The 25,476-nt window shown below is 69.6% G+C and carries 22 protein-coding genes; 11 read left to right on the forward strand and 11 right to left on the reverse strand.

The annotated features are described in order from the left end of the window. Positions 1–95: 95 nt before the first annotated feature. Positions 96–1,379, reverse strand: coding sequence for a glycoside hydrolase family 3 N-terminal domain-containing protein (locus N802_RS08415; protein WP_245613876.1), 1,284 nt, complete (start codon positions 1,377–1,379; stop codon positions 96–98). A 38-nt stretch (positions 1,380–1,417) separates the two neighbouring features. Between N802_RS08415 and N802_RS08420 the strand changes: the two genes are divergently transcribed. Beyond that, the gene (locus N802_RS08420; protein ID WP_035914686.1) at positions 1,418–2,392 is read left to right on the forward strand and encodes a nucleoside hydrolase; all 975 of its coding nucleotides are present in this window, start codon (positions 1,418–1,420) and stop codon (positions 2,390–2,392) included. After that, positions 2,392–3,222, forward strand: a complete 831-nt coding sequence (locus tag N802_RS08425; protein ID WP_035914688.1) for a PfkB family carbohydrate kinase — start codon at positions 2,392–2,394, stop codon at positions 3,220–3,222. The genes N802_RS08420 and N802_RS08425 overlap by 1 nt, the downstream gene beginning before the upstream one ends. Positions 3,223–3,298: 76 nt before the next feature. Here N802_RS08425 and N802_RS08430 read toward each other — a convergent pair whose 3' ends face one another. Then, on the reverse strand, positions 3,299–4,531 hold the full coding sequence (locus N802_RS08430) for a class I SAM-dependent methyltransferase (RefSeq protein ID WP_245613877.1): 1,233 nt from the start codon (positions 4,529–4,531) through the stop codon (positions 3,299–3,301). A gap of 103 nt (positions 4,532–4,634) precedes the next feature. Next, positions 4,635–5,468, reverse strand: coding sequence for a GNAT family N-acetyltransferase (locus N802_RS08435; RefSeq protein WP_035914692.1), 834 nt, complete (start codon positions 5,466–5,468; stop codon positions 4,635–4,637). Between the two features lie 254 nt (positions 5,469–5,722). Here N802_RS08435 and groES point away from each other — a divergent pair, with 254 nt between their 5' ends. The 4 genes from groES to N802_RS08455 all read left to right on the forward strand — a co-directional run bounded on the left by groES (position 5,723) and on the right by N802_RS08455 (position 10,676). After that, positions 5,723–6,016 (forward strand): co-chaperone GroES, encoded by a 294-nt coding sequence (groES, locus tag N802_RS08440; protein ID WP_035914696.1) that lies wholly within the window; start codon positions 5,723–5,725, stop codon positions 6,014–6,016. A 194-nt stretch (positions 6,017–6,210) separates the two neighbouring features. Beyond that, positions 6,211–7,827 carry a chaperonin GroEL gene (gene groL / locus N802_RS08445; RefSeq protein WP_035914697.1) on the forward strand — a complete coding sequence of 539 codons (1,617 nt, stop codon included), beginning with the start codon at positions 6,211–6,213 and terminating at the stop codon, positions 7,825–7,827. 193 nt (positions 7,828–8,020) lie between these two features. Continuing rightward, positions 8,021–9,574 carry a serine/threonine-protein kinase gene (locus N802_RS19400; protein WP_052109643.1) on the forward strand — a complete coding sequence of 518 codons (1,554 nt, stop codon included), beginning with the start codon at positions 8,021–8,023 and terminating at the stop codon, positions 9,572–9,574. A gap of 85 nt (positions 9,575–9,659) precedes the next feature. Continuing rightward, positions 9,660–10,676, forward strand: coding sequence for a class I mannose-6-phosphate isomerase (locus N802_RS08455; protein WP_035914698.1), 1,017 nt, complete (start codon positions 9,660–9,662; stop codon positions 10,674–10,676). 16 nt (positions 10,677–10,692) lie between these two features. Here the strand turns inward: N802_RS08455 and N802_RS08460 are convergent, their stop codons facing one another. Both N802_RS08460 and N802_RS08465 read right to left on the reverse strand, forming a co-directional pair. After that, positions 10,693–10,914, reverse strand: a complete 222-nt coding sequence (locus N802_RS08460; protein ID WP_035914700.1) for an RNA-binding S4 domain-containing protein — start codon at positions 10,912–10,914, stop codon at positions 10,693–10,695. A gap of 182 nt (positions 10,915–11,096) precedes the next feature. Further along, positions 11,097–11,384, reverse strand: a complete 288-nt coding sequence (locus N802_RS08465) for a WhiB family transcriptional regulator (protein ID WP_035914702.1) — start codon at positions 11,382–11,384, stop codon at positions 11,097–11,099. Between the two features lie 335 nt (positions 11,385–11,719). On the opposite strand from N802_RS08465, the gene guaB reads away from it, so the two are divergent. Together guaB and N802_RS20195 are read left to right on the forward strand one after the other, a co-directional pair. Further along, positions 11,720–13,351, forward strand: coding sequence for an IMP dehydrogenase (gene guaB / locus N802_RS08470; protein ID WP_084072031.1), 1,632 nt, complete (start codon positions 11,720–11,722; stop codon positions 13,349–13,351). 63 nt (positions 13,352–13,414) lie between these two features. Beyond that, a complete protein-coding gene (locus tag N802_RS20195; RefSeq protein WP_156971332.1) occupies positions 13,415–13,591 on the forward strand; it encodes a hypothetical protein in 177 nt (58 codons plus the stop codon). Positions 13,592–13,606: 15 nt separating this feature from the next. Here the strand turns inward: N802_RS20195 and N802_RS08475 are convergent, their stop codons facing one another. From N802_RS08475 to N802_RS08490, 4 genes are all read right to left on the reverse strand, one after another. Further along, positions 13,607–14,008, reverse strand: a complete 402-nt coding sequence (locus tag N802_RS08475) for a type II toxin-antitoxin system VapC family toxin (RefSeq protein ID WP_035914714.1) — start codon at positions 14,006–14,008, stop codon at positions 13,607–13,609. Then, a complete protein-coding gene (locus tag N802_RS19405; RefSeq protein ID WP_052109645.1) occupies positions 14,005–14,268 on the reverse strand; it encodes a type II toxin-antitoxin system VapB family antitoxin in 264 nt (87 codons plus the stop codon). The genes N802_RS08475 and N802_RS19405 overlap by 4 nt, the downstream gene beginning before the upstream one ends. Positions 14,269–14,291: 23 nt before the next feature. Continuing rightward, positions 14,292–15,344 carry a P1 family peptidase gene (locus tag N802_RS08485; RefSeq protein WP_035914718.1) on the reverse strand — a complete coding sequence of 351 codons (1,053 nt, stop codon included), beginning with the start codon at positions 15,342–15,344 and terminating at the stop codon, positions 14,292–14,294. 78 nt (positions 15,345–15,422) lie between these two features. Further along, positions 15,423–17,054 carry a DHA2 family efflux MFS transporter permease subunit gene (locus tag N802_RS08490; protein WP_035915076.1) on the reverse strand — a complete coding sequence of 544 codons (1,632 nt, stop codon included), beginning with the start codon at positions 17,052–17,054 and terminating at the stop codon, positions 15,423–15,425. 143 nt (positions 17,055–17,197) lie between these two features. On the opposite strand from N802_RS08490, the gene N802_RS08495 reads away from it, so the two are divergent. The 3 genes from N802_RS08495 (at position 17,198) to N802_RS08505 (ending at position 21,783) form a co-directional block, all read left to right on the forward strand. Next, positions 17,198–18,319 carry a GuaB3 family IMP dehydrogenase-related protein gene (locus tag N802_RS08495; protein ID WP_035914720.1) on the forward strand — a complete coding sequence of 374 codons (1,122 nt, stop codon included), beginning with the start codon at positions 17,198–17,200 and terminating at the stop codon, positions 18,317–18,319. 63 nt (positions 18,320–18,382) lie between these two features. Next, the gene (locus N802_RS08500; RefSeq protein WP_035914723.1) at positions 18,383–19,972 is read left to right on the forward strand and encodes a succinic semialdehyde dehydrogenase; all 1,590 of its coding nucleotides are present in this window, start codon (positions 18,383–18,385) and stop codon (positions 19,970–19,972) included. Continuing rightward, complete coding sequence (locus N802_RS08505) at positions 19,969–21,783, forward strand: GMC oxidoreductase (RefSeq protein WP_035914728.1); 1,815 nt, start codon at positions 19,969–19,971, stop codon at positions 21,781–21,783. Before N802_RS08500 ends, N802_RS08505 begins: the two co-directional genes overlap by 4 nt. Before the next feature lie 62 nt (positions 21,784–21,845). Here the strand turns inward: N802_RS08505 and N802_RS08510 are convergent, their stop codons facing one another. Both N802_RS08510 and N802_RS08515 read right to left on the reverse strand, forming a co-directional pair. Next, positions 21,846–23,639, reverse strand: coding sequence for an ABC transporter ATP-binding protein (locus N802_RS08510; protein WP_052109646.1), 1,794 nt, complete (start codon positions 23,637–23,639; stop codon positions 21,846–21,848). A 1-nt stretch (position 23,640) separates the two neighbouring features. Beyond that, on the reverse strand, positions 23,641–25,452 hold the full coding sequence (locus N802_RS08515; RefSeq protein WP_035914732.1) for an ABC transporter transmembrane domain-containing protein: 1,812 nt from the start codon (positions 25,450–25,452) through the stop codon (positions 23,641–23,643). Positions 25,453–25,476 lie beyond the last annotated feature (24 nt).

A 25,476-nucleotide genomic window follows, 5' to 3' on the forward strand; every position in this document is an offset into this window, starting at 1 on the left:
GCACAGGTCCGCGACGGCTGATCGTCCGCCGGCAGGAGGCTGGTTTCCGCACGAGCTGATAGTCCGGCGGCGGACCTGCACGCTGTGGCTGCAGCTCAGCCGCAGCTGATGAGGCCCATCCGCTCCTTGAGGGCGACGACGCGCAGGACCGAGGTCTCGACGAGGTTGGCGAAGTCCTCGTCTGCGCGTGCCTTCTCGGCGATCGCCTCGATCATCGTCGGCACCGACTCCGGGTCACCGGTGAGCAGGATGTCGCCCCCGGCCTCGATGTAGCTCACGGCCCGCTCGTCCGCGGGGATCGACCGGACGGCCTTGGCGTTCATGTCATCGGTGATGACGACGCCGTCGTAGCCCAGCTGCCCACGCAGCAGGCCGTTGATGATCGGCTTGCTGAACATCGCGTGCGTGTTGGTCTTGTCGAGGCCCGGGTACTTCGCCGAGCCGACCATGACGAGTCCTGCGCCGGCCTTGACGCCGGCCGTGAACGGGGCGAGGTAGGGGTCCTTCGGGGTGGCCACGGTGTCGGTGATGCCGGTGGCGTTGAAGTCGGTGTTGCTCTTGATGCGACCCAGGCCCGGGAAGTGCTTGACCGTTCCCATGACGCCGCCATCGATCATGCCCTTGAGGAACGCCGTCGACGCCTTGGTCACCGTGGCGGGGTCGGAGCCGTACTGACGACCCCACTTGCCGATCGGCTCGTTGGCCTTGCCGATCTCCGCAGGAACCGTGTCGGTCACGGGTGCGAGGTTGACGTTGATCCCGACGGCCTTGAGCTCCCCCGCCCAGCCCTTGGCGGCCGCCGTGAGCTCGCTGGACGACATCTGTGCCTGGACCTTGGCCGTCGGAGGCTTCGAGAAGCCCTCTCCGCGCAACTGACGCACCTCGCCACCCTCTTGGTCCGCCGCCAGCAACAGGGGGATGCCGGCCGTGGCGTCTTCCGTGGCCTGCTCCTGAAGGTGCGCGCTGGTCGCCTTGACGCGCTCGGCGCCATCCCATCCGCCGAGGTAGATGACGTTGCCGACGTGCTGCTCCTCGATGAGCGAGTCGAGGGCCGTGCGGGAGGCGGCGGTGTCGAAGGCAACCATGAGGAGCTGGCCGAGCGCCTGCTCCTCGGTCAGAGCGGCGGCCTTCTGTCGAGCACAGGACCCTGCGGTGACGGGTCCCGTGGCCGAGCCCGACGAGCTGGGGGCGGTCGAGCCGCTCGCGCCCCCTGTCGGCGACGAGGACGTGCCGGAGCCGGGCCCACTTCCGGTCGGAGCGCTGGACGCGCCGTCCTCGGGCGAGGACCCTCCACAACCGGCGGCGAGGGCGCCGACGAGGGCGAGCGCCACGGCGGAGGCGAAGCGGGGACGGGCAAGGGCTGTGGAGCGGGAAGTCACCCCCAGACGGTAGTCGACGCACCGCATACCCTCGGACCATGCCTACCCCCGTGATCCTCGACGTCGACACCGGAGTGGACGACGCGTGCGCCCTCATGCTCGCTGCGCTGCACCCTGACCTGGACCTCCGTGCTGTCACGTGCGCGGGCGGCAACGCGCCTCTTCCCGACGTCGTCCGCAACACGCTCACCGTCCTCGAGGCGTGCGACCACGCGCACGTCCCGGTGGGCGCCGGAGCCTCCCACCCCCTGCTCGAACGCCCGGTCGACGCCCGCCACGTCCACGGCGACGACGGGATGGCCGACCTCGGGTGGCCCGGGCCGAAGCACGCCGTCGATCCGCGCCACGCGATCGACCTCCTCCGGGAGACCATCGACGCCGCGCACGCCGAGGGCACGCCGATCACCCTCGTTCCCCTCGCACCGATGACGAACATCGCCCTGCTTGCGCGCATGTATCCCGAGTCCTTCGCGCGCATCGGCCGCATCGTCTTCATGGGTGGCGGCGCCATGGTGAGCAACGCGACGGCGGCCGCCGAGTTCAACGTCTTCCACGACCCGGAGGCGACCGCGGTGGTGCTCGATGCGAGCGTCGACCACGACGTCCCGGTGACGATGTATGGCCTCGACGTCTTCTATGGTCCGCAGGTCACGCTGGCCGACGCCGACGAGCTCGCCGCCCTCGACGAGCGTGGGCCCGGTGCCCTCGGCGCGGGACTCATGCGGTTCATGAGCCACCGCTTCGACAGCGACCGCGCGACGATCGGCGATGCGGGGGCGGTCGCGATGCTCGTCGACCCCGAGGCGGTCCGGAGCGAGCGACTCCCGGTGCGCGTCGAGCTCTCCGGCACGTGGACGCGCGGCCGCACGATCGTCGACACGCGTGACTGGTCCGGCGACATGGAGCACGACCCGCACGGACTCGCGCACGCCCACGTCGACGTCGCCCTCGAGATCGACGGGCCGCGCGTGGCGAAGCTCTGGCTCGACACCATCCGCCAGGTCGGTCGTTGATGGGGCGCGTCATGGTGCTCGGGTCGCTCAACGTCGACCTCGTCACCCGCGTCGAGCGCCACCCGCAGCCTGGCGAGACCCTCCTCGGCGAGGGGCTCGAGCAGCTCGCCGGAGGCAAGGGAGCCAACCAGGCCGTGGCAGCCGCGGCAGCGGGCGCACAGGTCCACATGGTCGGGTGCGTCGGCAACGACGCGGGCGGGACGGCATACGTGGAACGCCTGTCCCGCAAGGGAATCGACGTGTCAGGCATCCGCACGGTCGAGGGGCAGGCGAGCGGCCACGCCCTGATCGCCGTCGACGAGCGTGGCGAGAACTCGATCATCGTCATCCCCGGCGCCAACGGACTCCTTGGCGACGCCGAGGTTGCTGCTGTCGACGACCTCGCCCCCGGCGACGTGCTCCTCATGCAGCTCGAGGTGCCGCTCCCCATCGTCTGTGGTGCCGCCCGGCGAGCGGCTCACCGTGGCGCTCGGGTCGTCATCAACACTGCCCCGTATGCCGCCCTCCCGCCTGACGTCGTCGCGCTCGCTGACCCGGTGGTCGCCAACGAGCACGAGATGGCGGCGCTCGCGGAGTCCGGCGCGGTGCCGGGCTCGCTGCTCGTGACCTTCGGCGCCAACGGTGCCTCGTGGGACGGGGAGTCAGTGCCGGCCCACCGGGTGCACCCGACCCGCGTGCGGGACACGACCGGAGCGGGCGACGCGTTCTGTGGGGCACTGGCCGCGGCGTTGGCCGACGGAGCGGACCGCGCGACCGCACTCGACCGAGCCCTGGCCGCTGGCGCTGCAGCCGTCCAGCACGACGGAGCCCAGCCCGACCCCCACCTCTGACCCCCCGACTTATTGCCCGTTTGGCCAGTTCGTCGCTGCGCTCCTCACTGGCCAAACGGGCAATAAGTCGGGGTTGTCAGGCGGGGGAGACGATGAGCGCGGTCGGGGCGCCGCCCACGCGCGTCAGGACGGCAGTCGCCTGTTCGCCGCTACCGGCCTTCGTGCCGATCTTGAGGTCGCGCCGCAGCTGCTCGTCGTCGAGGCGCACCCCGCGCTTCTTGATCGTCAGCCCGGTGACGTTGTTCTCGCGGAGCCAGCCACGCAGGGTCTTGACGGTGAACGGCATCGCCTCGTGGACGGCATACCGGCGGGTGTATTCGAGCGTCACGTCACGGGAGGCCAGGACGTAGCCGGTGCCCTCGTCGGACTCGACGCCACCGGTGGCCCGGGTCACGGCACCCACGAGCCCTGCCCGGATCACCGCCTTGTCGACATCGTGCAGCCACGGGCCCACGTCAGTGAGGGAGGAGGCGACGGGCCTCGAGCGATCTGCCATCGACTCGTCCACGACGACGGGCAGGGAATCTGCCGACATGACGCGCGCGGTGCGGCCAGCATTCATGACCAGCGGACCCCACCAGATGGCGCATTCGACGACGTCGCCCTCCCACGAGGTCCACTGCGCCTCTGTGCCGTCGGGGATCGCGCCATGGTCGAAGCCAGGGCTCAGCTTCACGCCCGTGGCCGGGACGGCCGCAGCCACCTGCTGGACGAAGTCCCACGACGGCGCGATGTCGTCGAGTCGGAAGGTGCGTCGCGTGCGCCCAGTGATGTCTGCGACGCCGCGCGTCCGGCGTGCCGGGTCGAGCCAGGCGCCGACGCGGTTGCGACCGGGTTCGTAGCCGAAGCGCACGTCCTCGGCCCGACCGACGCGGGCGCGGGAGTCGGGCCATGGGCGCAGGTTCGCGTCGGCGACCGCTGCCGTCACCGGGTCGGAGTCGACCGCGCGCACCGTGACGCCCAAGGAGGAGAGCGTGACCGAGTCGGCCCCGATGCCGCAGCCCAGGTCGTGGACCGTGGCGAGGCTGGCCCGGCTGAACCGGTGTGCGTGCGCCACGGCAACCTCGAGTCGCGTCGCCTGCTCCAGGCCGTCGGCCGTGAAGAGCATGTCGTCGGCGAACTCGCCGAACTTGGCCCGCGCGCGGGCGCGCAGTCGCTGCTGGGTCAGGGCTGCCGACGCGAGGTCAGGACTGTGGCCAGCACTGCGCAAACGGTCGTGGAGGGCGAGCACGGAGCCGTCGCTGTAGGGCGGGAGGGAACGCAAGAGCTCCTGGCCATCGGGGGCTGCCAATGCCCTCACGCTGCTCACGTCCACTGGCCAACCTTCTCATTCCGGGGTCGGTGCTCGTGCGGTGACCCTGACCGAACCTCGTGCAATCCTCGCGAATCCCGCGCACAGCGAGGTCCGCGCCTCAGTCCTCTGCGGGCGTCGTCGACCGCGTCCACTCATACGGGGTCGTCGTCGAGACCTTGACCAGCCCGGAACGCTCGAGGATCGGTCGGGAGAACTCCGTGGAGTCGCTGTTGATCCAGCGCTTTCCGCGTGCGATCGCCGAACGGGCGCGCGCCGCCGTCAGGGCGCGGTAGATCCCGCGACCGCGGTGCTCGGGTCGCGTCGCCCCGCCCCAGATGCCGGCGAAGTCCGTGCCCTCCACCGGTTCGAGGCGACCGGCGCTGACGATCTCTCCGTCGATCTCGGCCACCCACATCTCCATGTCGTCGCGGGTCCGCAGGCGCTGGATCAGCGCTTCGGCCATGCCGGCGGTCGTCTCCTCGTCGTCGCCGAAGACCTCACCAGTCATGGCGACCATCGCGCGGACGTCCGACTCGTCGGTCACCTGTCGCACCGTGACGCCATCGGGCAGCTCGAGGTCGAGCGCGAGGAGCGAGGCGTCGCCGATCATGATCGACTCGGGCTCGTCCGGCTCGAAACCGGCCGACACGAGCGCGTCGTGGAGTCCGGGGGCGTGGTCGTGGCCACGGGTCTTCCACTCGACCCGGCGGATCTCGGGCTGGTCGGCGTAGTGGGCGAGCGCAGCCGCGACCAAGGTGCGGACCGACTCCTCCGTGGCCGGGCCGTCCTCGGTCTCGAGTGTCCGATAGGTGATGAAGCCGCGCCCGCCGAGATAGGTCGCCAGGAGCAGAGGACCCATCTCCACGGTGGAGAGCGCAGAAGGCACCTCGGCGTCGCGGCGGAGCTGGGCGTCATAGGCGGCCAGGAGGGCGGCGGGGTCACTGTCGGTCACAGGTGTGGAGCCTCGTCCTCGGGAGGTCCCGCTGCAACCCGTTATTGGGGGGAGTTGTGCCCACGGCGAACACGACCACAACGTTTGGCACTCGAGTTGACCGAGTGCTAACGCGCGACCTAGATTTGGTGCATTGGCACTCGCCTCGTGTGAGTGCCAGCGCAGGCGGACCGACTCGACCCCCGCGACGGCGAATCGGACAGCCCCGCACACCTTTGTCCACCTTCGACTCATCCCAAAGGGGAGGTCACACAGTGTCGGTTTCCATCAAGCCGCTCGAGGACCGCATCGTCATCAAGTCGCTCGAGGCCGAGCAGACCACGGCGTCCGGTCTCGTCATCCCGGACACCGCGAAGGAGAAGCCCCAGGAGGGCGAGGTCCTCGCGGTCGGTCCCGGTCGCATTGACGACAACGGCAACCGCGTCCCGCTCGACGTCACCGTCGGCGACAAGGTCATCTACAGCAAGTACGGCGGCACCGAGGTCAAGCACGGCGGCGAGGAGTACCTCATCCTCAGCGCCCGCGACGTCCTCGCGATCGTTGGCTGAAAAAGGGTTCGGCCAAGCCAGGTGCCTGCACCGCCGCCGGCTCGGGTCTCCGTAGCCGACGGAAATGGAACAGACCACCACGTATGCCGTGGGCTCACCTCCCACGGTGAGCTCACGGCATACGCGCATCACCTCATGTCATGAGGACGGCGCAGCTGCTCCTCTGATGTACCACTGACTACTGAAGGACACTCATGGCCAAGGAACTGGAGTTCAACGACTCCGCCCGCAAGGCGCTCGAGCGGGGCGTCGACGCCCTCGCCAACGCCGTCAAGGTGACGCTCGGCCCCAAGGGCCGCAACGTCGTCATCGACAAGAAGTGGGGCGCCCCCACGATCACGAACGACGGTGTCACCATCGCGCGTGAGGTCGAGCTCGAGGACGCCTACGAGAACCTCGGCGCCCAGCTCGCCAAGGAGGTCGCGACCAAGACCAACGACGTCGCCGGTGACGGCACGACGACCGCGACCGTCCTCGCCCAGGCCATGGTTCGTGAGGGCCTGCGCAACGTCACCGCCGGCGCCGCTCCCGCGGGTCTCAAGCGCGGCATGGACAAGGCCGTCGAGGCCGTGTCCGAGCGTCTCCTCGAGACCGCTCGCGAGGTTGACGGCAAGGACGAGATCGCCTCGGTCGCCTCCCTGTCCGCCCAGGACAAGGAGATCGGCGCGACGATCGCCGACGCGTTCGACAAGGTCGGCAAGGACGGCGTCATCACGGTCGAGGAGTCCTCGACCGCCGCCACCGAGCTCGAGTTCACCGAGGGCATGCAGTTCGACAAGGGCTACATCTCGCCCTACTTCATCTCGGACGCGGAGCGCATGGAGGCTGTCCTCGAGGACGCCTACATCCTCATCAACCAGGGCAAGATCTCGGCCATCGCCGACGTCCTCCCGGTTCTCGAGAAGGTCGTCCAGTCGGGCAAGCCGCTCGTCATCATCGCCGAGGACGTCGACGGCGAGGCCCTCTCGACGCTCGTCGTCAACAAGATCCGCGGCACGTTCAACGTCGTCGCCGTTAAGGCTCCCGGCTTCGGAGACCGCCGCAAGGCGATGCTCCAGGACATGGCCGTCCTCACCGGCGGTCAGGTCATCGCCGAGGAGGTCGGGCTCAAGCTCGACCAGGCCGACCTCACGGTGCTCGGCCAGGCCCGTCGCGTCGTCGTGACCAAGGACAACACGACGATCATCGACGGCGCCGGTGACGCGTCCGAGGTCGAGGGTCGCGTCAACCAGATCAAGGCCGAGATCGAGCGCACCGACTCCGACTGGGACCGCGAGAAGCTCCAGGAGCGCCTCGCCAAGCTCGCCGGTGGCGTCTGCGTCATCAAGGTCGGTGCCCACACCGAGGTTGAGCTCAAGGAGAAGAAGCACCGCATCGAGGACGCCATCTCGGCGACCCGCGCGGCCATCGAGGAGGGCATCGTCGCCGGTGGCGGCTCAGCTCTCATCCAGGCCGTCAAGGTCATCGACGGTCTCGGCCTCGAGGGTGACGAGAAGGTCGGCGCCGCCATCGTGCAGAAGGCCGCAGCCGAGCCGCTGCGCTGGATCGCCGAGAACGCTGGCCTCCAGGGCTACGTCGCCGTCGCCAAGGTGTCGGAGCTCGAGCCGGGTCAGGGCCTCAACGCCGCGACCGGTGAGTACGAGGACCTCGTCAAGGCCGGCGTCATCGACCCGGTCAAGGTGACCCGCTCCGCGCTGCGCAACGCCGCGTCGATCGCGTCGATGGTCCTCACGACCGACACGCTCGTCGTCGACAAGAAGGAAGAGGAGCCGGCTGCCGCTGGCGGCCACGGCCACGGTCACTCGCACTGAGGCTGAGCCTGCTCTGATCTGAACCACCACGTATGCCGTGTGCTCCCGTACAGGGGGAGCGCACGGCATACGTGCGCCTGGACCTTCTCACCACTGATTGCCCGTTCGGCCAGTTCGTCGCTGCGCTCCTCACTGGCCGAACGGGCAATCAGTGGTGCTGGGGCGCGGTCTTCGGGGTCTACGATCCATGGTGATGACTTCAGCGCCCCCGCAGATCCCGGGTCTGCGGCACCTCCGGCGGCTCGGTCATGGGGGCTTTGCCGACGTGCACCTGTATGAGCAGGCGATGCCCCTCATGCCCGTCGCGGTGAAGGTGCTGCGCCCGGCCGCACATGACCTCGGCGAGCAACTCGTCGCCGAGGCCAACGCGATGGCCGAACTGGCGGAGCATCCCCACATCGCGTCGATCCTGCGGGCTGGGGTGACCGACGACGAGCGGCCGTACCTCGTCATGAGCTACTACCCGCGCCCGAACCTCGCCGAAGCGGCACGGGCGAAGCCGTTGTCGGTGCCGGAGGCGTTGCGCACCGGCATCCGGGTGGCCTCCGCCGTGGAGACCGCCCACCGTGCGGGAATCCTGCACCGGGACATCAAACCGGCGAACATCCTCGTGTCGTCCTACGGTGCGCCAGCGCTGTCGGACTTCGGCATCGCTGGGCGCTCGGCCACGATCGACGACGGCGATGACGTGGGGGTCTCCGTCGCCTGGACCGCACCTGAGGTGCTGCGAGGGGTGAGCAACGGTTCCGTGGCGGCCGACGTCTATTCGTTGGCGGCGACCGTCTCGTTCCTCCTCACGGGACGGACGCCGTTCGAGGTCGTCGGGGGTGACAACTCCCACGACGCCCTGGTGTCACGCACCATGCTCGAGGTCCCGACCCGCACCGGGCGGGCAGACGTGCCGGAGTCCTTCGAACTGGTGCTTCAGCAGGGCATGGCCAAGGAGCCTGAAGCTCGCCCGGAGAGCGCGCTGTCCCTGGCTCGGAGCCTGCAGGGCATCGAGCAGGAACTGCGCCTCCCGCGCACCGAGGTGGTGCTGCTCGACGAGGTGGCTCATCGCCACGACGACCACACCAGCGATGCCACGGTCGTGCGCGCCGCTGCCGTCGCTCCGAGTGCGTCTGCGAGTGCGGGTGCGAGTGCGTCTCGGTCGCCGGTCCGGCGTCGCCTGCTCCTGGGGGTCGTGGGTCTGCTTGCCGGCGCAGGGGCAGTGGCGGCAGGAGTTCTCATCGTCGACCGTGACCGGTCCGACAGTCTCACCGCGGAGGCTCCAGGCACGACGATCACGGCTCCGACGACCCCGAGCGCCGAGGCATCCTCCACACCCTCCCCGACGGCGTCGGGAACGCCGGCTGCCAGCCCCGCAGCGGCACTCGACCCGTGCCTGATCGGCACCTGGCGAACCTTGACCTATCGGGAACCGGTGCTCGCGCTCGGTGAGATCACGTCGTTGCAGCGCACGATCACGATCGGTGCGGACCGGAAGCTGGTCGTCACCTACGACAACGCCGTCGCCGGCGGTGTCGACAGCGTCGTCTTCGACGGCACCGTCGAATACTTCGTCGCCACTGAGGGCGACTCGATGTCCTTCGAACTGGTCCGCAATGACGGCACCCTCACGGTAGGTGGGATGGTCACCCCGCTCACGCCGGGGACGAGCGCCGTGACCTACTCCTGCGAGGGCGACACGTTCACCCAGCAGCGCGGTGGCTACAGCACGGCCTTGGCGCGCGTCGGATCGAGCTGACGCAGAAGGCGCGAGGTGCGCTCACGGACGCCACGTCGTCCACGTCACCGTTGCCGTGGCGCAGGTGCTTTGGTGAGATCGGTGCGTGACTCCTCCCATCGCTGTGCTCAGCCCGAACACTCCCCGCCGGTTCTATCGCGGAGGGGAGCGCATCCTGGCGTTCCGGGGCATGGACGTACCCGCGGACTTCGACGGCTCCCGCCCCGAGGACTGGATCGGCTCCACCGCGCGCCTCTTCGCGGAGGGCGGTGGGGGAGTCACGACCCTCGATGGTGGGGTCGAGCTTCCCGAGGCCCTGGCCGCGGATGCCGTCGGCTGGTTCGGGGAGACTCACGTCGCCGCGTTCGGAGCCGAGCCGACCCTTCTCACCAAGCTCCTCGACAGCGGCGAGCGTCTCCCGGTGCACTCGCACCCGAGCCGGGCGTTCGCCGCCTCCCACCTCGACTGCGCGCATGGCAAGACGGAGGCGTGGCTCGTCCTCGTCGCCGACCCCGGGGCGACGGTCTGGGTCGGGTTCCGTGAGGGGCTCGCACCCGAGGAACTCGAGGCGCTGGTCGAGGCGCAGGACGAGCGACTCCTGGCCGCCCTGAACCCCATCCAGGTCTCCGCCGGCGACGCGGTCCTCGTGCCGGCAGGCCAGCCGCACGCCATCGGCGAGGGGGTGCTCATCCTCGAGCTCCAGGAACCGACCGACTTCTCGGTGATGTTGGAGCATGAGCGTTTTGGCCTCGAACGCGACCACGCGTTCCTCGGCCTCGAGGTTCCCGTCGCCCTGGAGAGCGTCGACCGCGGCCCGCTGACGCCCGAGCGACTCGCGACGCTCACGCGTCGTTGGGTCGACGTCGAAGGTGCCGGTCCCGCCCTCCCGGACGAAGCCGGGGAGTTCTTCCGAGCCGAGGTCGTGCGCCCGGTGACGGGCGACGTGACGGTCGACGCGGCATACGCGGCGGTTGTCGTCGTGGACGGCCACGGAAGCCTTGCGACCCGAGACGGCGTGCGCCCCGTCGGCGCCGGTGACGTCCTGCTCGTGCCCCATGCGGCCGGTGGGGTCACCGTGAGCGGGGACGTCACCCTCATTCGATGTATGCCGCCCGCACCCTGAGCGCTGTCCCGTCCGGTCAGGCTTCGGCGACGACCGCGAACGTCTCGCCCGCGTAGGTGACCGTGTCGCCCGGGCGGACCTGACGTCCCCGGCGGGTGTCGACCTCGCCGTTGACCTCGACCTCGCCCGCCTCGATGACGGCCCGGGCGTCGGCGCCGTCCTCGACCACGGACGCGAACTTGAGGAGTTGGCCGAGCCGGATGCTCTCGCCGTTGATCGGGATCTCGGTGGGGGTCACGCGCTCAGGCTACGTCCTGAGGCCCGCGCCCGGCCTGCATGCTCGGGTGACCGGGAGTCCGACTCCCTGATCCGCTCCGGTCACCCGAGCACGGGGTGCCGGTCGCCCGGCACTGGTCGGGGTGCGAGCGCGTCCCTGGTCGCGCCCCCAGCCCGACGGTCATCGACTCGCTGGCGTGGTGATCAGCTGGCGAGTTCGCGGTGGTTGAGGGCGCGGATGCGCTCCTCCTCGGTCATCCCGCCCCACACTCCATAGGGTTCGCGCGAGGCGAGGGCGTGCTCACGGCAGCGCTGGAGGACGGGGCAGGAGTCGCAGACCGCCTTGGCGCGGTCGTCGCGGCTGCGCCGGCGGTTGCCACGCTCGCCTTCGGGGTGGAAGAAGACGTCCGGGCTGACCTGTCGACAGTGCCCGTCGAACTGCCACTCCCAAACCTCGAGAATCGGCTTCGGCAGTCGTGCGATGTCCGCCATGACCCCTCCTGTCCGTGTCCACCGGCGTCGGCGGCGGTGTCGTTGTCGTGCGCCCCTGAGGGGCACCCTCAGGCTAGGAATGGGTTGGCAAGGGGCGGGTCTGGCACAGGTAAGAAGTTGGCAAAGTCCGGTGGTCCGCCGGAAGTGTGCAGGTCAGCGGCCTGCGCCGCCGCGACGCACGCCGCCAGCATGTGAACCGGGGCTTGTCCGCGGAGCGAGCACGCCGGGAGCTTCACGCCCGCGCCCGGAGCGTCCGTGCGATGTGGGACGTTCCCGAGCCCTCGGGCGCGATTCGCCGGTTCGGAGCCTGCGTCGCACTGCCCTAGACTTGGGCAATGAGCCTTGGTGTTGACCGCCCTACCCACCTCGAGGCCGAGCCCGCCGCTTCAGCGCAGGCTTCCGCGCCGTCTCCGACCCCTGCCACGACTGCGACGCCCGCCCCCGTCGCGGCCGAAGCCGCGCAGCCCGCGCTCCCGGCACCGTTCGCGGAGCTGGGTCTCACCTATGACGACGTCCTGCTCCTGCCGGGCGAGACCGACGTCATCCCGAGCGAGGTCGACACCACGTCGCGACTCACCAAGGAGATCAGCCTCCGGGCACCGCTCGTCTCCGCCGCCATGGACACCGTCACCGAGTCGCGCATGGCCATCGCCATGGCGCGCCAGGGCGGCATCGGCATCCTGCACCGCAACCTCTCCATCGAGGATCAGGCCTACCAGGTCGACCTCGTCAAGCGGACCCAGACCGGCATGATCAGCAACCCGGTCACGATCGTCCCGGACGCCACGCTCGAGGACCTCGACAACCTCGCGGGCGAATACCGGATCTCCGGCTTCCCCGTCGTCGATGCCGACAACAAGCTCATCGGCATGATCACCAACCGCGACCTGCGGTTCACCCCCGTTGCCGAGTGGGCCACCACGCTGGTGCGCGACGTCATGACGCCCATGCCGCTCGTCACCGGCCGGGTCGGCATCTCCCGCGAGGACGCCACCACGCTGCTCCGTCAGCACAAGCGCGAGCGGCTCCCGATCGTCGACGACGCGGGTCGCCTCGCCGGCCTCATCACGGTCAAGGACTTCGTGAAGTCGGAGCAGTTCCCCGACGCCAGCAAGGATGCCCACGGCCGACTGCTCGTCGGTGCCGCCATCGGCTTCTTCGGCGACGCCTGGGAGCGCGCCACGTGCCTCGTCGACGCCGGTGTCGACGTCCTCGTCGCCGACACCGCCAACGGTCACGCCCGACTCCTCCTCGAGATGATCGAGCGACTCAAGAAGGACCCAGCGACCCGTCACGTCCAGGTCATCGGTGGCAACATCGCCACCCGCGCCGGGGCCCAGGCCCTGATCGACGCAGGGGTCGACGGTGTCAAGGTCGGTGTCGGTCCCGGCTCCATCTGCACGACCCGCGTCGTCGCCGGCGTCGGCGTCCCGCAGGTCACGGCCATCCACAACGCAGCTCAGGCCTGCACCCCCGCCGGTGTCCCGCTCATCGGTGACGGTGGCCTCCAGTACTCCGGCGACATCGCCAAGGCCCTCGTGGCCGGCGCCGACACCGTGATGCTGGGCTCGCTGCTCGCGGGCTGCGAGGAGTCTCCCGGTGAGCTCGTCTACGTCGCCGGCAAGCAGTTCAAGTCCTACCGCGGCATGGGTTCGCTCGGCGCGATGGCCTCGCGCGGCAAGAAGTCCTTCTCCAAGGACCGCTACTTCCAGGCCGACGTCACGAGCGACGACAAGATCATCGCCGAGGGCATCGAGGGCCAAGTGGCCTACCGCGGACCGCTCGGCAATGTCGCCCACCAACTCGTCGGTGGCCTGCACCAGTCGATGTTCTATGTCGGCGCCCGCACGATCCCCGAGCTCAAGGCGCGGGGCAAGTTCGTCCGCATCACGACGGCGGGTCTCAAGGAGAGCCATCCGCACGACGTCATGGGCATCGTCGAGGCACCGAACTACTCGTCGCGCTGAAGTCCTCGCATCCCCGACGCCGGTCGGTCACACTGAAGTGACCACCGGAGGCAGGAGGCCAGGATGTCCGACCCCGAGAGCCGCAGTGACACCGAACGGCAGGATCTCGAGCAGCGGGTGCACGTCGACCTGCCCCGCATCACGGTCGACCAGATGACGACGAGTCAGGACGTCACGCCGCCGCCGGACCCCACCGGTGGTCGGGACGTGGACACGGAATTCGTCATCCGGCACGCCTGAGTCGCCGTTCACCGCTCAGTCGTCGACCAGGGCCGATCGGACGTCGGTGTGGGTGAAGTCGGCACCCTTGAAGAGCAGCGGCTCGTCCTCGGTCATCGCCAGCGCATAGGAGAAGCAGTCCCCGAGGTTGAGACCTGCGGGATGTCCGGATCCGCGCCCGAATCGGCGATGTGCCTGCCGAGCAATCCGTGCCTGCTCGGCGGTGAAGGCCGCGATCTCGACGCCCAAGGACGTGAGGAGCTCGTCGAGGCGGCTCTGTCCGTGAGAGGACGGTCTGCGGTCGAGGACGAGCGCACATTCGACGTAGGTGGCCGCAGACACTCGCGGGCTGCGAGCGTCCCTGACCAGCTGCACGAATTGTTCGCGCTCTGACTCACCCTCATGAATCGCCACGAGCGCGGACGAGTCGACGATCACCTGGGAAGACCCGTCGCCGGGTCGTACAGATCGTCCATGATCTCCTCCACGGTCGGCCCGCCGGGGAGTCGCTCGGCGTCGATCCGGGCAAGCAGAGCGTCCAGGCGCCGCCTGCGTGTGTCGCTCTCGCCTTCTCGAACCAAGTCGGCGAGGTAGCGCTCGAGAGCGCTCTCGATCGCGCCGGTCTGCGTCTGGCCGGTGCGGGCGGCGACGTCGCGGGCCAGACTCACCACGCGTTCGTTCTTGATGTTGAGCGCCATGGGTAGAAGTCTACCCCTGACGTCTACCCGGGTACCTTTCGCGTGAGGGCAGCCGCCCAGGACGTCAGGGCGGCGCCTCCGTCCGCGGTGCGGTCGATCGACGCCGCGGCGACCATCGCGTGCCCGATCGCCCGCGTGACGCAGTCCGCCGCGGCCGTTTGCAGATGGACGAGGTCGAGGTCGTTCGGCGCTTCCCGCTCACCTGTCGCGAGGGTGAAGATCGTGTCTCCGTCGTATGCCGTGTGCACCGGTTTCAGGGCCCGAGCCAGTCCGTCCTGGCTCACCTCCGCCAACTTCCGGCACTGCGCCTTGGTGAGGGTGGCGTCGGTCGCGACGACCCCGATCGTCGTCGCCATGCCGGCGCGCAGCTCGGCCTCAGCTGCAGCCAGCGCCTCCCAATAGGCCTGCGCTGCAGAGGGATCCGGCTCGGGCACGGAGGCGAACTCGTCTGCGAGACCGGAGCGGACGGCATACAGGGATCCGTCAGGAGCGCACGGTGAGCCCATCGCGTTGACGACCACGATCGCGCCCACGGTGATGCCGCCCACGACCGCGCTCGCGGTGCCGACACCGCCCCTGAGACCGCCGGAGCGGGCTCCGGTGCCGGCACCCACGGCGCCTTGGGCGACCTGACCCGGCGCGGCCGAGTCGTAGGCGGTTCGACCGTCCTCGGCTGTCGGGGCGTGCGAGAAGTCGCCGCCGCGACCGAGGTCGAGGATGACAGCGGCGGGGACGATCGGGACGACTTCGGCGGGAGCCTCGGGGCTGGTCGGCCAGCCCAGCCCGGCGGCATACGCGGCCTGCATGACGCCGTCCGCGGCGGCGAGGCCGAACGCGCTGCCGCCCGCGAGCACGACGGCGTCGACTCGGTCCACCAGTCGGGCCGGGTCGAGGAGGTCGGTCTCCCGGGTCCCGGGGGCGCCGCCGCGGACGTCAACGCCCCCGACCGTGCCCGGCGGGGGGACGACGACGGTGACGCCCGTGAGCCACCCCGGCTCGTCACGGGTGATCTGGCCGACGCGGAGACCGGCCACGTCGGTGATGGCGTTGAGAGGTCCGGGTGTGGGGGCGTCCATGCCCCCAGCATGCCGAAGGCCGGCCCGCCCGAGTGGGGCGGACCGGCCTTCGCGATGCCGAGCGGCGTCGCGGGTGCGTCAGTGCAGGATGGCCGGGGGAGCGACCTCGTCCGCGCCCTCGTCGTCGAGCAAGTGGCTCTCCTCGTGCTTGCGCGGCAGGAACCAGGCCGAGACCAGCGTGAAGGCCACGAGGATCGCGGCCACGAGGAAGGTGTTGCCGAAGACCTCGCCCATGTTGTGGCGCACGGCGTCGAGGAGGGCGGCTTGGCCAGCAGCCGGGTCCTGGAACTTCGCGAGGATCTCGCCGACGAGCGGGAACTGCTGCAGCAGCGACGGGATCTGCGACGGATCGACCTTGGCCGACTCCTCGGCGAACGCTCCCGCCTGCGACACGAGGGGGTCGTTCTTGAGCCCGTTGGTGAGGACGACCGAGATGATCGCGACACCGATGGAACTCGCGACCTGCTGGGTGATGTTGAGCAGGGTCGATCCGCGAGCGACTTGGTGGGCCGTGAGCGTCTTGAGCGCCGACGTCATGAGCGGCATCATCGTGGCGCCCATGCCGAGCCCCATGACGAAGAGCACCGGGATGAGGAAGCCCCAGTAGGACGTCTCCGCGTCGACCTGCGTGAGGGCGAACATGCCACCGGTGATGAGCAGGAGGCCGAACGGGACGATCCGCCCGACCGGGATCTTGTCCGCGAGGGCGCCAGCGATCGGCATCGTCAGCATCGCGCCGATGCCCTGAGGCGCGATGAGCAGGCCCGCATCGAAGGCGGTCTCGCCCTTGACCTGCTGGAGGTAGGTCGGGACGAGGAGCAGGCCACCGAAGAACGCCCCGGCGAAGATGAACATCGTGATCGTCGACCACGTGAGGTTCTTGTTCTTGAACAGGCGCAGGTCGAGCAGAGGGTGCTCAGGCCTGAAGCTGTGGAACACGAACGCGATGATCAGGGCCAGCCCGATCCCGGTGAAGACGAGCACCTTGGGCGCGAGGAACGTGCCCTCCTCGGGGATCGACGAGACGCCGTACAGGAAGGCCATGAGGCCAGGACTCATGAGCGCCAGACCGAGGAAGTCGAAGGACTCGGTCGGCTCCGGGCTGTCCTTGGGCAGGGCCCACCAGGCGTAGGCGAGCGCAGCAAGGCCGAGCGGCAGGTTGATCAGGAAGATCCAGTGCCACGACACCTTGTCGATCAGCCAGCCACCGAGGATGGGGCCACCGATGGGACCGAGCAGCATCGGCACGCCGAGGATCGCCATGAGGCGGCCCATGCGGGCCGGCCCGGCGGCCTTGGTCATGATGACCATGCCGAGCGGCATGAGGAGGCCGCCACCGAGGCCCTGGATGAAGCGGAAGACGATCAGCATGTTGATGCTCGTCGCCGCCGCGCACAGGACCGAACCGGCGGTGAAGAGCACCAGGGCCAGCATGTAGAGGCGCTTGGTGCCGAAGCGGTCGGCCGCCCACCCGGTGAGCGGGATGACCATGGCGAGCGCGAGGGTGTACGCCGTGACCGTCCACGCGACGGTGGAGTAGTCGAGCGGGTTGTCGGCGCCGGTGAACGTCGTCTGCAGTTCGGGCAGCGCGACGTTGACGACCGTGATGTCGAGGATCGACATGATGGCGCCGAGGACGACGACGCCGGCGATCTTGAGGACCGCCCCGTCGATCTTCTCGGGGTACTCGACTTGAGCAGGGCTGGACAAAACGAGGCTCCTCTGGAGCGGAAGGGTGTGGGAGGTCGGCGACGCTGCCGGCAGGCGGGAGTCAGCCGCACCCGTCATTGTGCTCCTCGCCGAACCGTCCGCGCCAATCCATTGTTCGTGTGCCCCGCAGATAGGGTGACCGCGTGAACGAGATCGAGATCGGACGTGGCAAGCGGGCCCGGCGCGCGTACTCCTTCGACGACGTTGCGGTGGTGCCCTCGCGGCGCACCCGCGACCCGGAAGAGGTGTCGGTGGGCTGGCAGATCGACGCCTACCACTTCGACCTGCCCGTCATCGCGGCGCCGATGGACTCGGTGATGTCGCCCGAGACGGCGATCGCGTTCGGTGGACACGGCGGCCTGCCCGTGCTCGACCTCGAGGGCTTGTGGACGCGCTACGAGGACCCGGCACCGCTGCTCGCCGAGATCGCCACGCTCGAGCCGGCACTCGCGACGGCGCGGATGCAGGAGATCTACCAGGCCGACATCGTCCCCGAGCTCATCGTCGAGCGGTTGCGCACGATCCGCGAGGCGGGCGTGACCGTGGCGGGTGCCCTCACGCCGCAGCGCACGCAGCAGCTCTGGAAGACCGTCGTCGACGCCGGAGTCGACCTCTTCGTCATCCGTGGCACGACGGTGTCGGCCGAGCACGTCTCGAGCCGCGCCGAGCCGCTCAACCTCAAGCGCTTCATCTATGAGCTCGACGTGCCCGTCATCGTGGGTGGCGCGGCGTCCTACTCCGCGGCGCTCCACCTCATGCGCACCGGCGCTGCTGGCGTGCTCGTGGGCTTTGGTGGGGGAGCGGCGCACACGACCCGTCGCACGCTCGGCATCCACGCGCCCATGGCGTCGGCGATCGCCGATGTCGCCGCGGCCCGTCGCGACTACCTGGACGAGAGCGGCGGTCGCTACGTCCACGTCATCGCCGACGGTGGTGTCGGCACGAGCGGTGACATCGTCAAGGCCGTGGCCTGCGGTGCCGATGCCGTCATGCTCGGGGCTGCGCTCGCGCGGGCGACCGAGGCGCCCGGTCGTGGTTTCCACTGGGGTCCGGAGGCGCATCACTCCGAACTGCCGCGTGGTGAGCGCGTCGAGGTCGGCGCGGTCGCCTCGCTCGAGGAGGTGCTCTTCGGTCCGAGCAAGGTTGCCGATGGCACGACCAACCTCGTCGGCGCTCTGCGGCGCGCGATGGCGACGACCGGCTACACCGAGCTCAAGGACTTCCAGCGGGTCGAGGTCGTTGTCGCGCCGTACGACATCGACTGACCGAGACGCACGTCCCATGAGACGAGCCTGTCCCAGGGCTGCGTTCGTGATTACTCTTGGGTAATGACCGACGTCATCGCCGACCCGGAGCTGGATCCCACCGCCACGTATGCCGTGGAGCCGAGCCGCGCTCGAGCCCTCACCTCGCGCGTCGTGGCCAGTCCGGGGGCTGAGCAGCACGTCAGCCGGACCCCGATGACCGGGGCGCCGCTCGCGTCGCTCCCGGTGTCCACCCCCGAAGACGTGACCGTCGCCTTCGCCACCGCGCGGTCCGCCCAACGTGCGTGGGCGAGGTTGAGCTTCCGTCGTCGCGCCGACATCCTGCTGCGCTTCCACGACCTCGTCCTGGAGCGCCAGGTCGAGCTCATCGACCTCATCCAGCTGGAGTCGGGCAAGACTCGGACGCAGGCCTTCGAGGAGGTCGCGGACACGGCCAACACGGCCCGCCACTACGCGCGGGCAGGCGCGGGCTACCTGCGCGACCGCACCGCGGCCGGCGCGATCCCCGGCCTGACCCGGCCGGTGATCAGCCACCGGCCCAAGGGCGTCGTCGGCATCGTGTCGCCGTGGAACTTCCCCCTCGTGCTGGGCATCAACGACGCGGTCCCTGCGCTGCTCGCCGGAAACGCCGTCGTGACGCGACCCGACCTGCAGGCGTCGCTCACGACCCTCATGGCTGCCGAGCTGCTGTCCGAGGCCGGCCTGCCGGAGGGCGTCCTCCAGGTGGTGCTCGGCCCCGGAGCGACCACGGGCCAGGCGGTCGTCGAGCAGGGCGACTACGTCTCCTACACCGGCTCCACCAAGACCGGCCGCTCGGTCGCCGAGGTGGCCGGTCGACGGCTCGTCGGGGCGAGCATGGAGCTCGGCGGCAAGAACTCGCTGTATGTCGCGGAGGACGCCGACCTCGACCGGACGGTCGAAGGGGCTGTGCGTGGCTGTTTCTCCTCCGCCGGCCAGCTCTGCATCAGTTATGAGCGGCTCATCGTCCACCGTGCCGTCCACGGTGAGTTCGTCACGCGCTTCGTCGAGGCCGTCGAGAGGATGAAGCTCAGCACCGAGCTGGCCTATGGACCCGATATGGGCTCGCTTGCCGGCCAGTCCCAGCTCGACACCGTCAGCCGTCACGTCGAGGACGCCCGCTCGAAGGGCGCCACTGTGCTCACGGGTGGTCGTGCACGCCCCGACATCGGCCCCTACGTCTACGAGCCCACGGTCCTCACCGGTGTCACCCCCGAGATGGAGTGCCGCAACGATGAGACCTTCGGCCCCGTCGTCTCGATCTACGAGGTGGGGTCCGACGAGGAAGCGATCGCCCTCGCGAACGACACCGAGTACGGCCTCAACGCGTCGGTCTGGACCAAGGACACCAGTCGTGGGAGACGAATCGCTGCCGAGATCCGCACAGGCACGGTCTCCGTGAACGATCCGTACCCCGCGACATGGGGGAGCCCCGGCGCCCCCATGGGTGGCATGAAGGCCTCCGGTGTCGGCCGCCGGCACGGCGCCGAGGGCATCGTCCGCTTCACCGAGACCCAGACCGTGAGCGTCCAACACGTCGTCTCCTTCGGAAGTGTGCCCGGGGTGTCGCAGGAGACGTTCGCCAAGGGCGCGACCGTGGCCTTGCGAGCCATGAAGGCGCTGGGACTGAAGTGACCCCCACCCCGCCGGACGTCGAGGGCGACGTCGATGTCGACGTGGTCGTCATCGGGACCGGCTTCGGCGGCTCGGTCGCGGCCTTGCGCCTCGCCGAGAAGGGCTACACCGTCCACATGCTCGAGGCGGGCCGCCGCTTCGAGGACGAGGACTTCGCCAAGACCTCGTGGGACCTGAAGAACTTCCTCTGGGCTCCGGCTCTGGGGATGTTCGGCATCCAGCGGCTCCACATGCTTCCCGACGTCATGATCATGGCCGGTGCGGGCGTGGGCGGCGGGTCGCTCAACTACGCGAACACGCTCTATGTGCCGCCGGAGCCGTTCTTCCGCGACCCGCAGTGGGGTCACATCACCGACTGGTCGAGTGAGCTCGCGCCCCACTACGAGACGGCGTCGGCGATGCTCGGCGTCGTCGAGAACCCCTGCGAGGGGCCCGTCGAGCAGATCTGGCGTGACACCGCCGCCGACATGGGCGTGCCCGAGACCTTCCACAAGACGCCGGTCGGCGTGTTCTTCGGTGAACCGGGCGTCGAGATCGAGGACCCCTACTTCGGCGGGGCCGGGCCGAAGCGGACGGGCTGCGTCGAGTGCGGCAACTGCATGGTCGGCTGCCGCTACGGAGCCAAGAACACCCTGCGCAAGAACTACCTCCACCTCGCCGAGGGGCTGGGCGTCGTCATCCAGCCGATGCGCACGGTGACCAGGCTGGGAGTCGTGCCGGGCGCGGACGGCGAGCGGACGGCATACGCGAAGGGTTCTGCCGGCTCCGACAACCGGGTCTATCGGGTTCTGCATGAACGGACCGGTCCGGTCGCGGGCAAGGATCCGCGCGTCATCACCGCGCGTCATGTCGTCGTGGCGGCCGGCACGTGGGGCACCCAGACGCTGCTGCACGCGATGCGGGAGGAGGGGGAGCTGCCGGAGATGTCCGACCGGCTGGGTCACCTCACGCGCACCAACAGCGAGGCGATCCTCGGTGCCGTCACCCAGAACGTCAGCGAGTCGGCCGCGCTCTCCGAGGGCCTCGCCATCACCTCGTCGTTCCACCCCGACGAGGACACTCACGTGGAGAACGTCCGCTATGGGCGTGGGTCCAACGCCATGGGCCTCCTGCAGACGCTCATGGTTCCGGGTGGCACCGGTCGGCCACGGCCGGTGCAGTTCTTGGCCGAACTCGTGCGCAGTCCCGAGGCCGTCGTCCGGATCCTCCCGAAGCTCGCCCACAGGTGGAGTGAGCGGGCGATCATCGGCCTCGTCATGCAGACGCGTGACAACTCGTTGCGGGTGTCCGGTCGTCGCGGGTGGCTCGGGCGCCGAGGGCTCACGTCGACGCAGGGGCACGGTGAACCGAACCCGACCTATATCGAGGCGGGGCACGAGGCCCTGAAGGCCGTCGCGAAGCGACTCGGCGACCTGTCCGGCGAGTACACGGTCGCCGGCGGGACGTGGAGCGAGGTCTTCGACATTCCGCTCACGGCGCACTTCCTCGGTGGTGTCGCGATCTCGGATTCGCCGGAGACCGGTGTCATCGATCCCTACCACCGCGTGTGGGGCTATCCCGGAATCTCCGTCGTGGACGGGTCCGCAGTCTCGGCGAACCTCGGGGTGAACCCGTCGCTGACGATCACCGCCCAGTCGGAACGCGCGATGTCGCTGTGGCCCAACAGGGGTGAGGCCGACCCGCGGCCGCGCCAGGGTGCGGCCTACGAGCGGCTGGAGCCGGTCGCGGCACGCAACCCGGCTGCTCCCGAGGTCCGGACGTTGAGCAACTCCGGCGTTGACCTCGGGATGCCGGCCCTCCGCACCGTCTGAACCCTGACCCACCGGGCCGTTTGTGCTGTGATCGCGACACTTACGGCCCGTAGGTCCCCCTCTCAGTCTTCGTCGCGCCAGGCCCGCCACAACGCGGCATAGGCGCCGTCGCGGGCGATGAGTTCGTCGTGGGTGCCGAGCTCACTGATCCGACCGTCCTCGACGACACAGACCCGATCCGCGTCGTATGCCGTGTGCAACCGGTGCGCGATCGCCACCACCGTGCGTCCTTGGGTCACCGCTGCGAGCGACCGCTCGAGGTGCCGGGCCGCGCGCGGATCGAGCAGCGACGTCGCCTCGTCGAGGACGAGGGTGTGCGGGTCGGCGAGGACGAGCCGAGCCAGCGCGAGTTGCTGCGCCTGCGCCTCGGTCAGCGCGTGACCGCCCGAGCCCACCGTCGTGTCGAGGCCGTCGGGCAACGCGCGGACCCAGGCGGCGGCATCGACAGCCGAGAGAGCGGCATACACCTCGTCGTCGGAGGCGGTCGGCCGTGGAAGGCGCAGGTTCTCGCCCACGGTGCCGACGAAGACGTGATGTTCCTGCGTGACGAGCGCGACCTCACCGCGCAGGGTGGGCAGGTCGAGGTCGACCAGTGGGACGCCACCGACCGTGACTCGACCCGTGCGGGGTCCATCGATACCGGCCAGAAGTCGGCCGAGCGTGGACTTGCCGGCGCCCGAGGGGCCGACGATGGCGAGGCGCTCGCCGGGACGGAGCGACAGCGTGACTCCGTGGAGGACGTCACGACCCTCGCGGTAGGAGTAGCGGACGTCCTCGACCTCGATGGTGTCGCCGCGTGGCTGCTCGCCCGTGGCGACACGGTCGGGGGGTACCTCGCCGACACCGAGGACGCGCGACAACGACGTCGCCGCGAACTGGATCTCGTCGAGCCAGCTGATGAGGTCGCCGAGCGGGTCGAGCATCTGCTGGATGTAGAGCGTGACCGCGGTGGCGGCACCGATGGAGATGTGGCCGTTCCACGCCAGCCAGCCACCCCACAGGACCGAGACGGCGACGGGCAGGAAGAACCCGATCTCGAGCCAGGGGAACCAGCGCAGTCGGAGCCTGACGCCCAACCGCTCGGCGCGTCCGGCTTCGTCGAGCGCCTCGTCGAAGCGCTCGCCCCGTCTCGCCGCAAGGTCGAGGTTGTCCATGGTGCGCAGGCCCTCGATCGTCTCTGCCCCAACGGAATTGAGCCGCGCATAGCTCGCGTGCTCCCAGAGGTAGACCTTGCCCGCGCGCTTGAGGTACCAAGCGCTCGAGGGGATGTGGACGATGAGGGGAGTGAGCAGGGCGAGAGCGGCCAGCGGTGAGGTGATCACGGCTGCCACGACCGTCGCGGTGACCGTCATGACCGACACGACGATGGCCGGGATGCCGAAGCGGATGACGTGCGTCATCGACTCGATGTCGTTGGTCGTGCGGGCGACGAGGTCGCCGGTGCCTGCCCGCTCAAGGGTGGACAGCGGAAGGCGCACGGCATCCCGCACGAAGTCCTCACGCAGGCGCGCGAAGACGTGCTCGGACAGGATGAACGCCGCCCGCCGTGCCAACCACGTCAGGACGGTCTGGGCGAGGATCGCACCGACCAGGACAGCGATGAGGATGTCGATGCGTCGCAGGCTCGCGCCTCCGGCCGCGTGGTCCGTGACCTCTTGGACGATCTGCCCGACGACCCACGGGCCAACGAGGCCGACGAGAGCCGCGAGCCCGTGGAGCCCGAGAACCCAGAGGAGCGGGCGACGGTGGTCGCGCAGCAGGATCCGGGTGTGGGCCACGACGGTCTGTCGGGTCGCGATCGGCAGGGACCGCTTGGCGTGGTCGACATCGCCGATCTGCTTGAGCAGTGGGGTCATCTCAGTCCTCCTCTCCGCGCAGGACAATGCGTCGGTATGCCGGGTTGTTGCGCACCAGGTCACGGTGCGTTCCGCTGATGGTCGCCACGCCCTCCTCGACGACGAGCACGTGGTCGGCGCGGTCGAGCACCAAGGGGCTGGCCGTGACGATCACCGTCGTGAATCCGTTGCGGTGCTTGGGAATTCGTTCGGCGATGCGGGCTTCAGTGTGGGCGTCGACGGCGCTCGTGGGTTCGACGAGGACCAGGACGTCGGGTGCACGCAGGAGGGCGCGGGCCAGGGCGAGCCGCTGGCGCTGACCGCCGGAGAGGGAGCGACCTCGCTCCTCGATCTCACCGTCGAGTCCTCCGTCGATGGAGTCGATGACGTCTGCGGCGTCGGCCGTGTGGAGAGCGGCGAGGAGCGCTTCGTCGTCGCCGTCGGGTGCGCCGAGTTCGCGACGCACCGGGCCGCTGAAGAGATGGGGATCGGCTTCCGACACGACGATGTGGGTTCGGACGGCCTCGATCGGCAGGTCGTCGATCGAGGTGTCGCCCCACGTGACTCCGTGCTTCCCGGGGACCGTACGGCCGAGTCGGGCGGCAATCTCGGCCGTCTCCTCGGGACGGGCGGACACAAGGGCAGTGAGCTGCCCCGGCTCGATCCGCACCCCCGATGCCGGATCCACCAGCGCACCCGTGGCTGCTGGCTGCTGGTTTGTGCCCGACCGTCCAATTGGGTGAGTTCGGTACGCGGGGTCGGGGAGGGCGCCCGCGGCTGCTGGCTGCTGGTTTGTGCCCAACCGTCCAATTGGGTGAGTTCGGGACGGGTGGTCGGGCTGGGCCTTGAGGATCGAGACGAGCTTGCCCGCCATGACGCGTGAGGTGATGAGCTTGTTGACGAACTCGGTCGCCGTCCGCAGCGGCATCGTGAGGAATGCCGTGTAGCCGTAGAACGCGACGAGCTGACCCGGCGTGATGTCACCGGCGACTGCGAGCCGTGCCCCCAGCCCTGTCACCACGACGACGAAGATCCCGGGCAACAACACCTGAGAAGCGTCGAGCAACGCCTGCACGCCGGCCAGGCGCACCCCGGCGGCGCGGACGCGACCGGACTGACCGGCATACCGGCTCAAGAAGTTCTCCTCGCCGCCGACACCGCGCAGGACCCGCAGGCCGGTCACCGTGTCGGCGCCGAGCGCCGTGAGCTGACCGGTCTCCTCGCGCTGGGCCGCCTGTCGCTTCTGCAGGGGCCGCATGACGAACGAGAGCGACGCGAGGAGCAGCGGCCCGCCGATGAGCATGACGAGGCCGAGCATCAGGGAACCGCGCAGCAGGATGATCGACACGACGACGAAGCTGGCGATCGCACCGGCGAACCGCGCCGACACGTCGAAGACCATGCCGATCCGCCAGAAGTCGTTGGCATAGGCCGTGAGGACGTCGCCGGCCGGCTTGTCCCGCGTGAGCGCCGGCCCGGCCCGTCGGACGGCCCGATCCGTGACGATCGCCGACCGGAAGGCCGCGTAGAGCCAGTTGCTCACCGCGAACCAGTGCCGCAGGTTCGTCGTCGCCGCGCTGACCAGCCCCATGCCGAGGATGACGCCTGCCCAGGTGAGCAGCGCGCGCCCGTCCCGCGCCACGAGCCCGTCGTCGATCGCCTTCCCGATCGAGAAGGGAACGAGGGCGATCGACAGCATCCACGGGATGCCGAACGCTGCCCCCGCCACGATGGTGCGCCACTGCCGCCGAGCGAGCCACAGGAGGAATCGGTCGGCGTCTGTCGGGGGAGTGGCATCGGCCGCGATGGCGTAGGGCCAGGAAGTGTTCGGCATAGCCCCTCAACGTTAGGAGGGAGG

The sequence above is a fragment of the Knoellia sinensis KCTC 19936 genome, from assembly GCF_000768705.1.
Taxonomy (GTDB): Bacteria; Actinomycetota; Actinomycetes; order Actinomycetales; family Dermatophilaceae; genus Knoellia; species Knoellia sinensis.

Coding starts and splice junctions, on each gene's coding strand:
- N802_RS08420 (WP_035914686.1), top strand. CDS start 1,418: ATGCCTACCCCCGTGATCCTCGACGTCGACACCGGAGTGGACGACGCG.
- N802_RS08425 (WP_035914688.1), top strand. CDS start 2,392: ATGGGGCGCGTCATGGTGCTCGGGTCGCTCAACGTCGACCTCGTCACC.
- groL (WP_035914697.1), top strand. CDS start 6,211: ATGGCCAAGGAACTGGAGTTCAACGACTCCGCCCGCAAGGCGCTCGAG.
- N802_RS19400 (WP_052109643.1), top strand. CDS start 8,021: ATGACTTCAGCGCCCCCGCAGATCCCGGGTCTGCGGCACCTCCGGCGG.
- N802_RS08465 (WP_035914702.1), bottom strand. CDS start 11,384: ATGGCGGACATCGCACGACTGCCGAAGCCGATTCTCGAGGTTTGGGAG.
- guaB (WP_084072031.1), top strand. CDS start 11,720: ATGAGCCTTGGTGTTGACCGCCCTACCCACCTCGAGGCCGAGCCCGCC.
- N802_RS20195 (WP_156971332.1), top strand. CDS start 13,415: ATGTCCGACCCCGAGAGCCGCAGTGACACCGAACGGCAGGATCTCGAG.
- N802_RS19405 (WP_052109645.1), bottom strand. CDS start 14,268: ATGGCGCTCAACATCAAGAACGAACGCGTGGTGAGTCTGGCCCGCGAC.
- N802_RS08485 (WP_035914718.1), bottom strand. CDS start 15,344: ATGGACGCCCCCACACCCGGACCTCTCAACGCCATCACCGACGTGGCC.
- N802_RS08500 (WP_035914723.1), top strand. CDS start 18,383: ATGACCGACGTCATCGCCGACCCGGAGCTGGATCCCACCGCCACGTAT.
- N802_RS08510 (WP_052109646.1), bottom strand. CDS start 23,639: ATGACCCCACTGCTCAAGCAGATCGGCGATGTCGACCACGCCAAGCGG.
- N802_RS08515 (WP_035914732.1), bottom strand. CDS start 25,452: ATGCCGAACACTTCCTGGCCCTACGCCATCGCGGCCGATGCCACTCCC.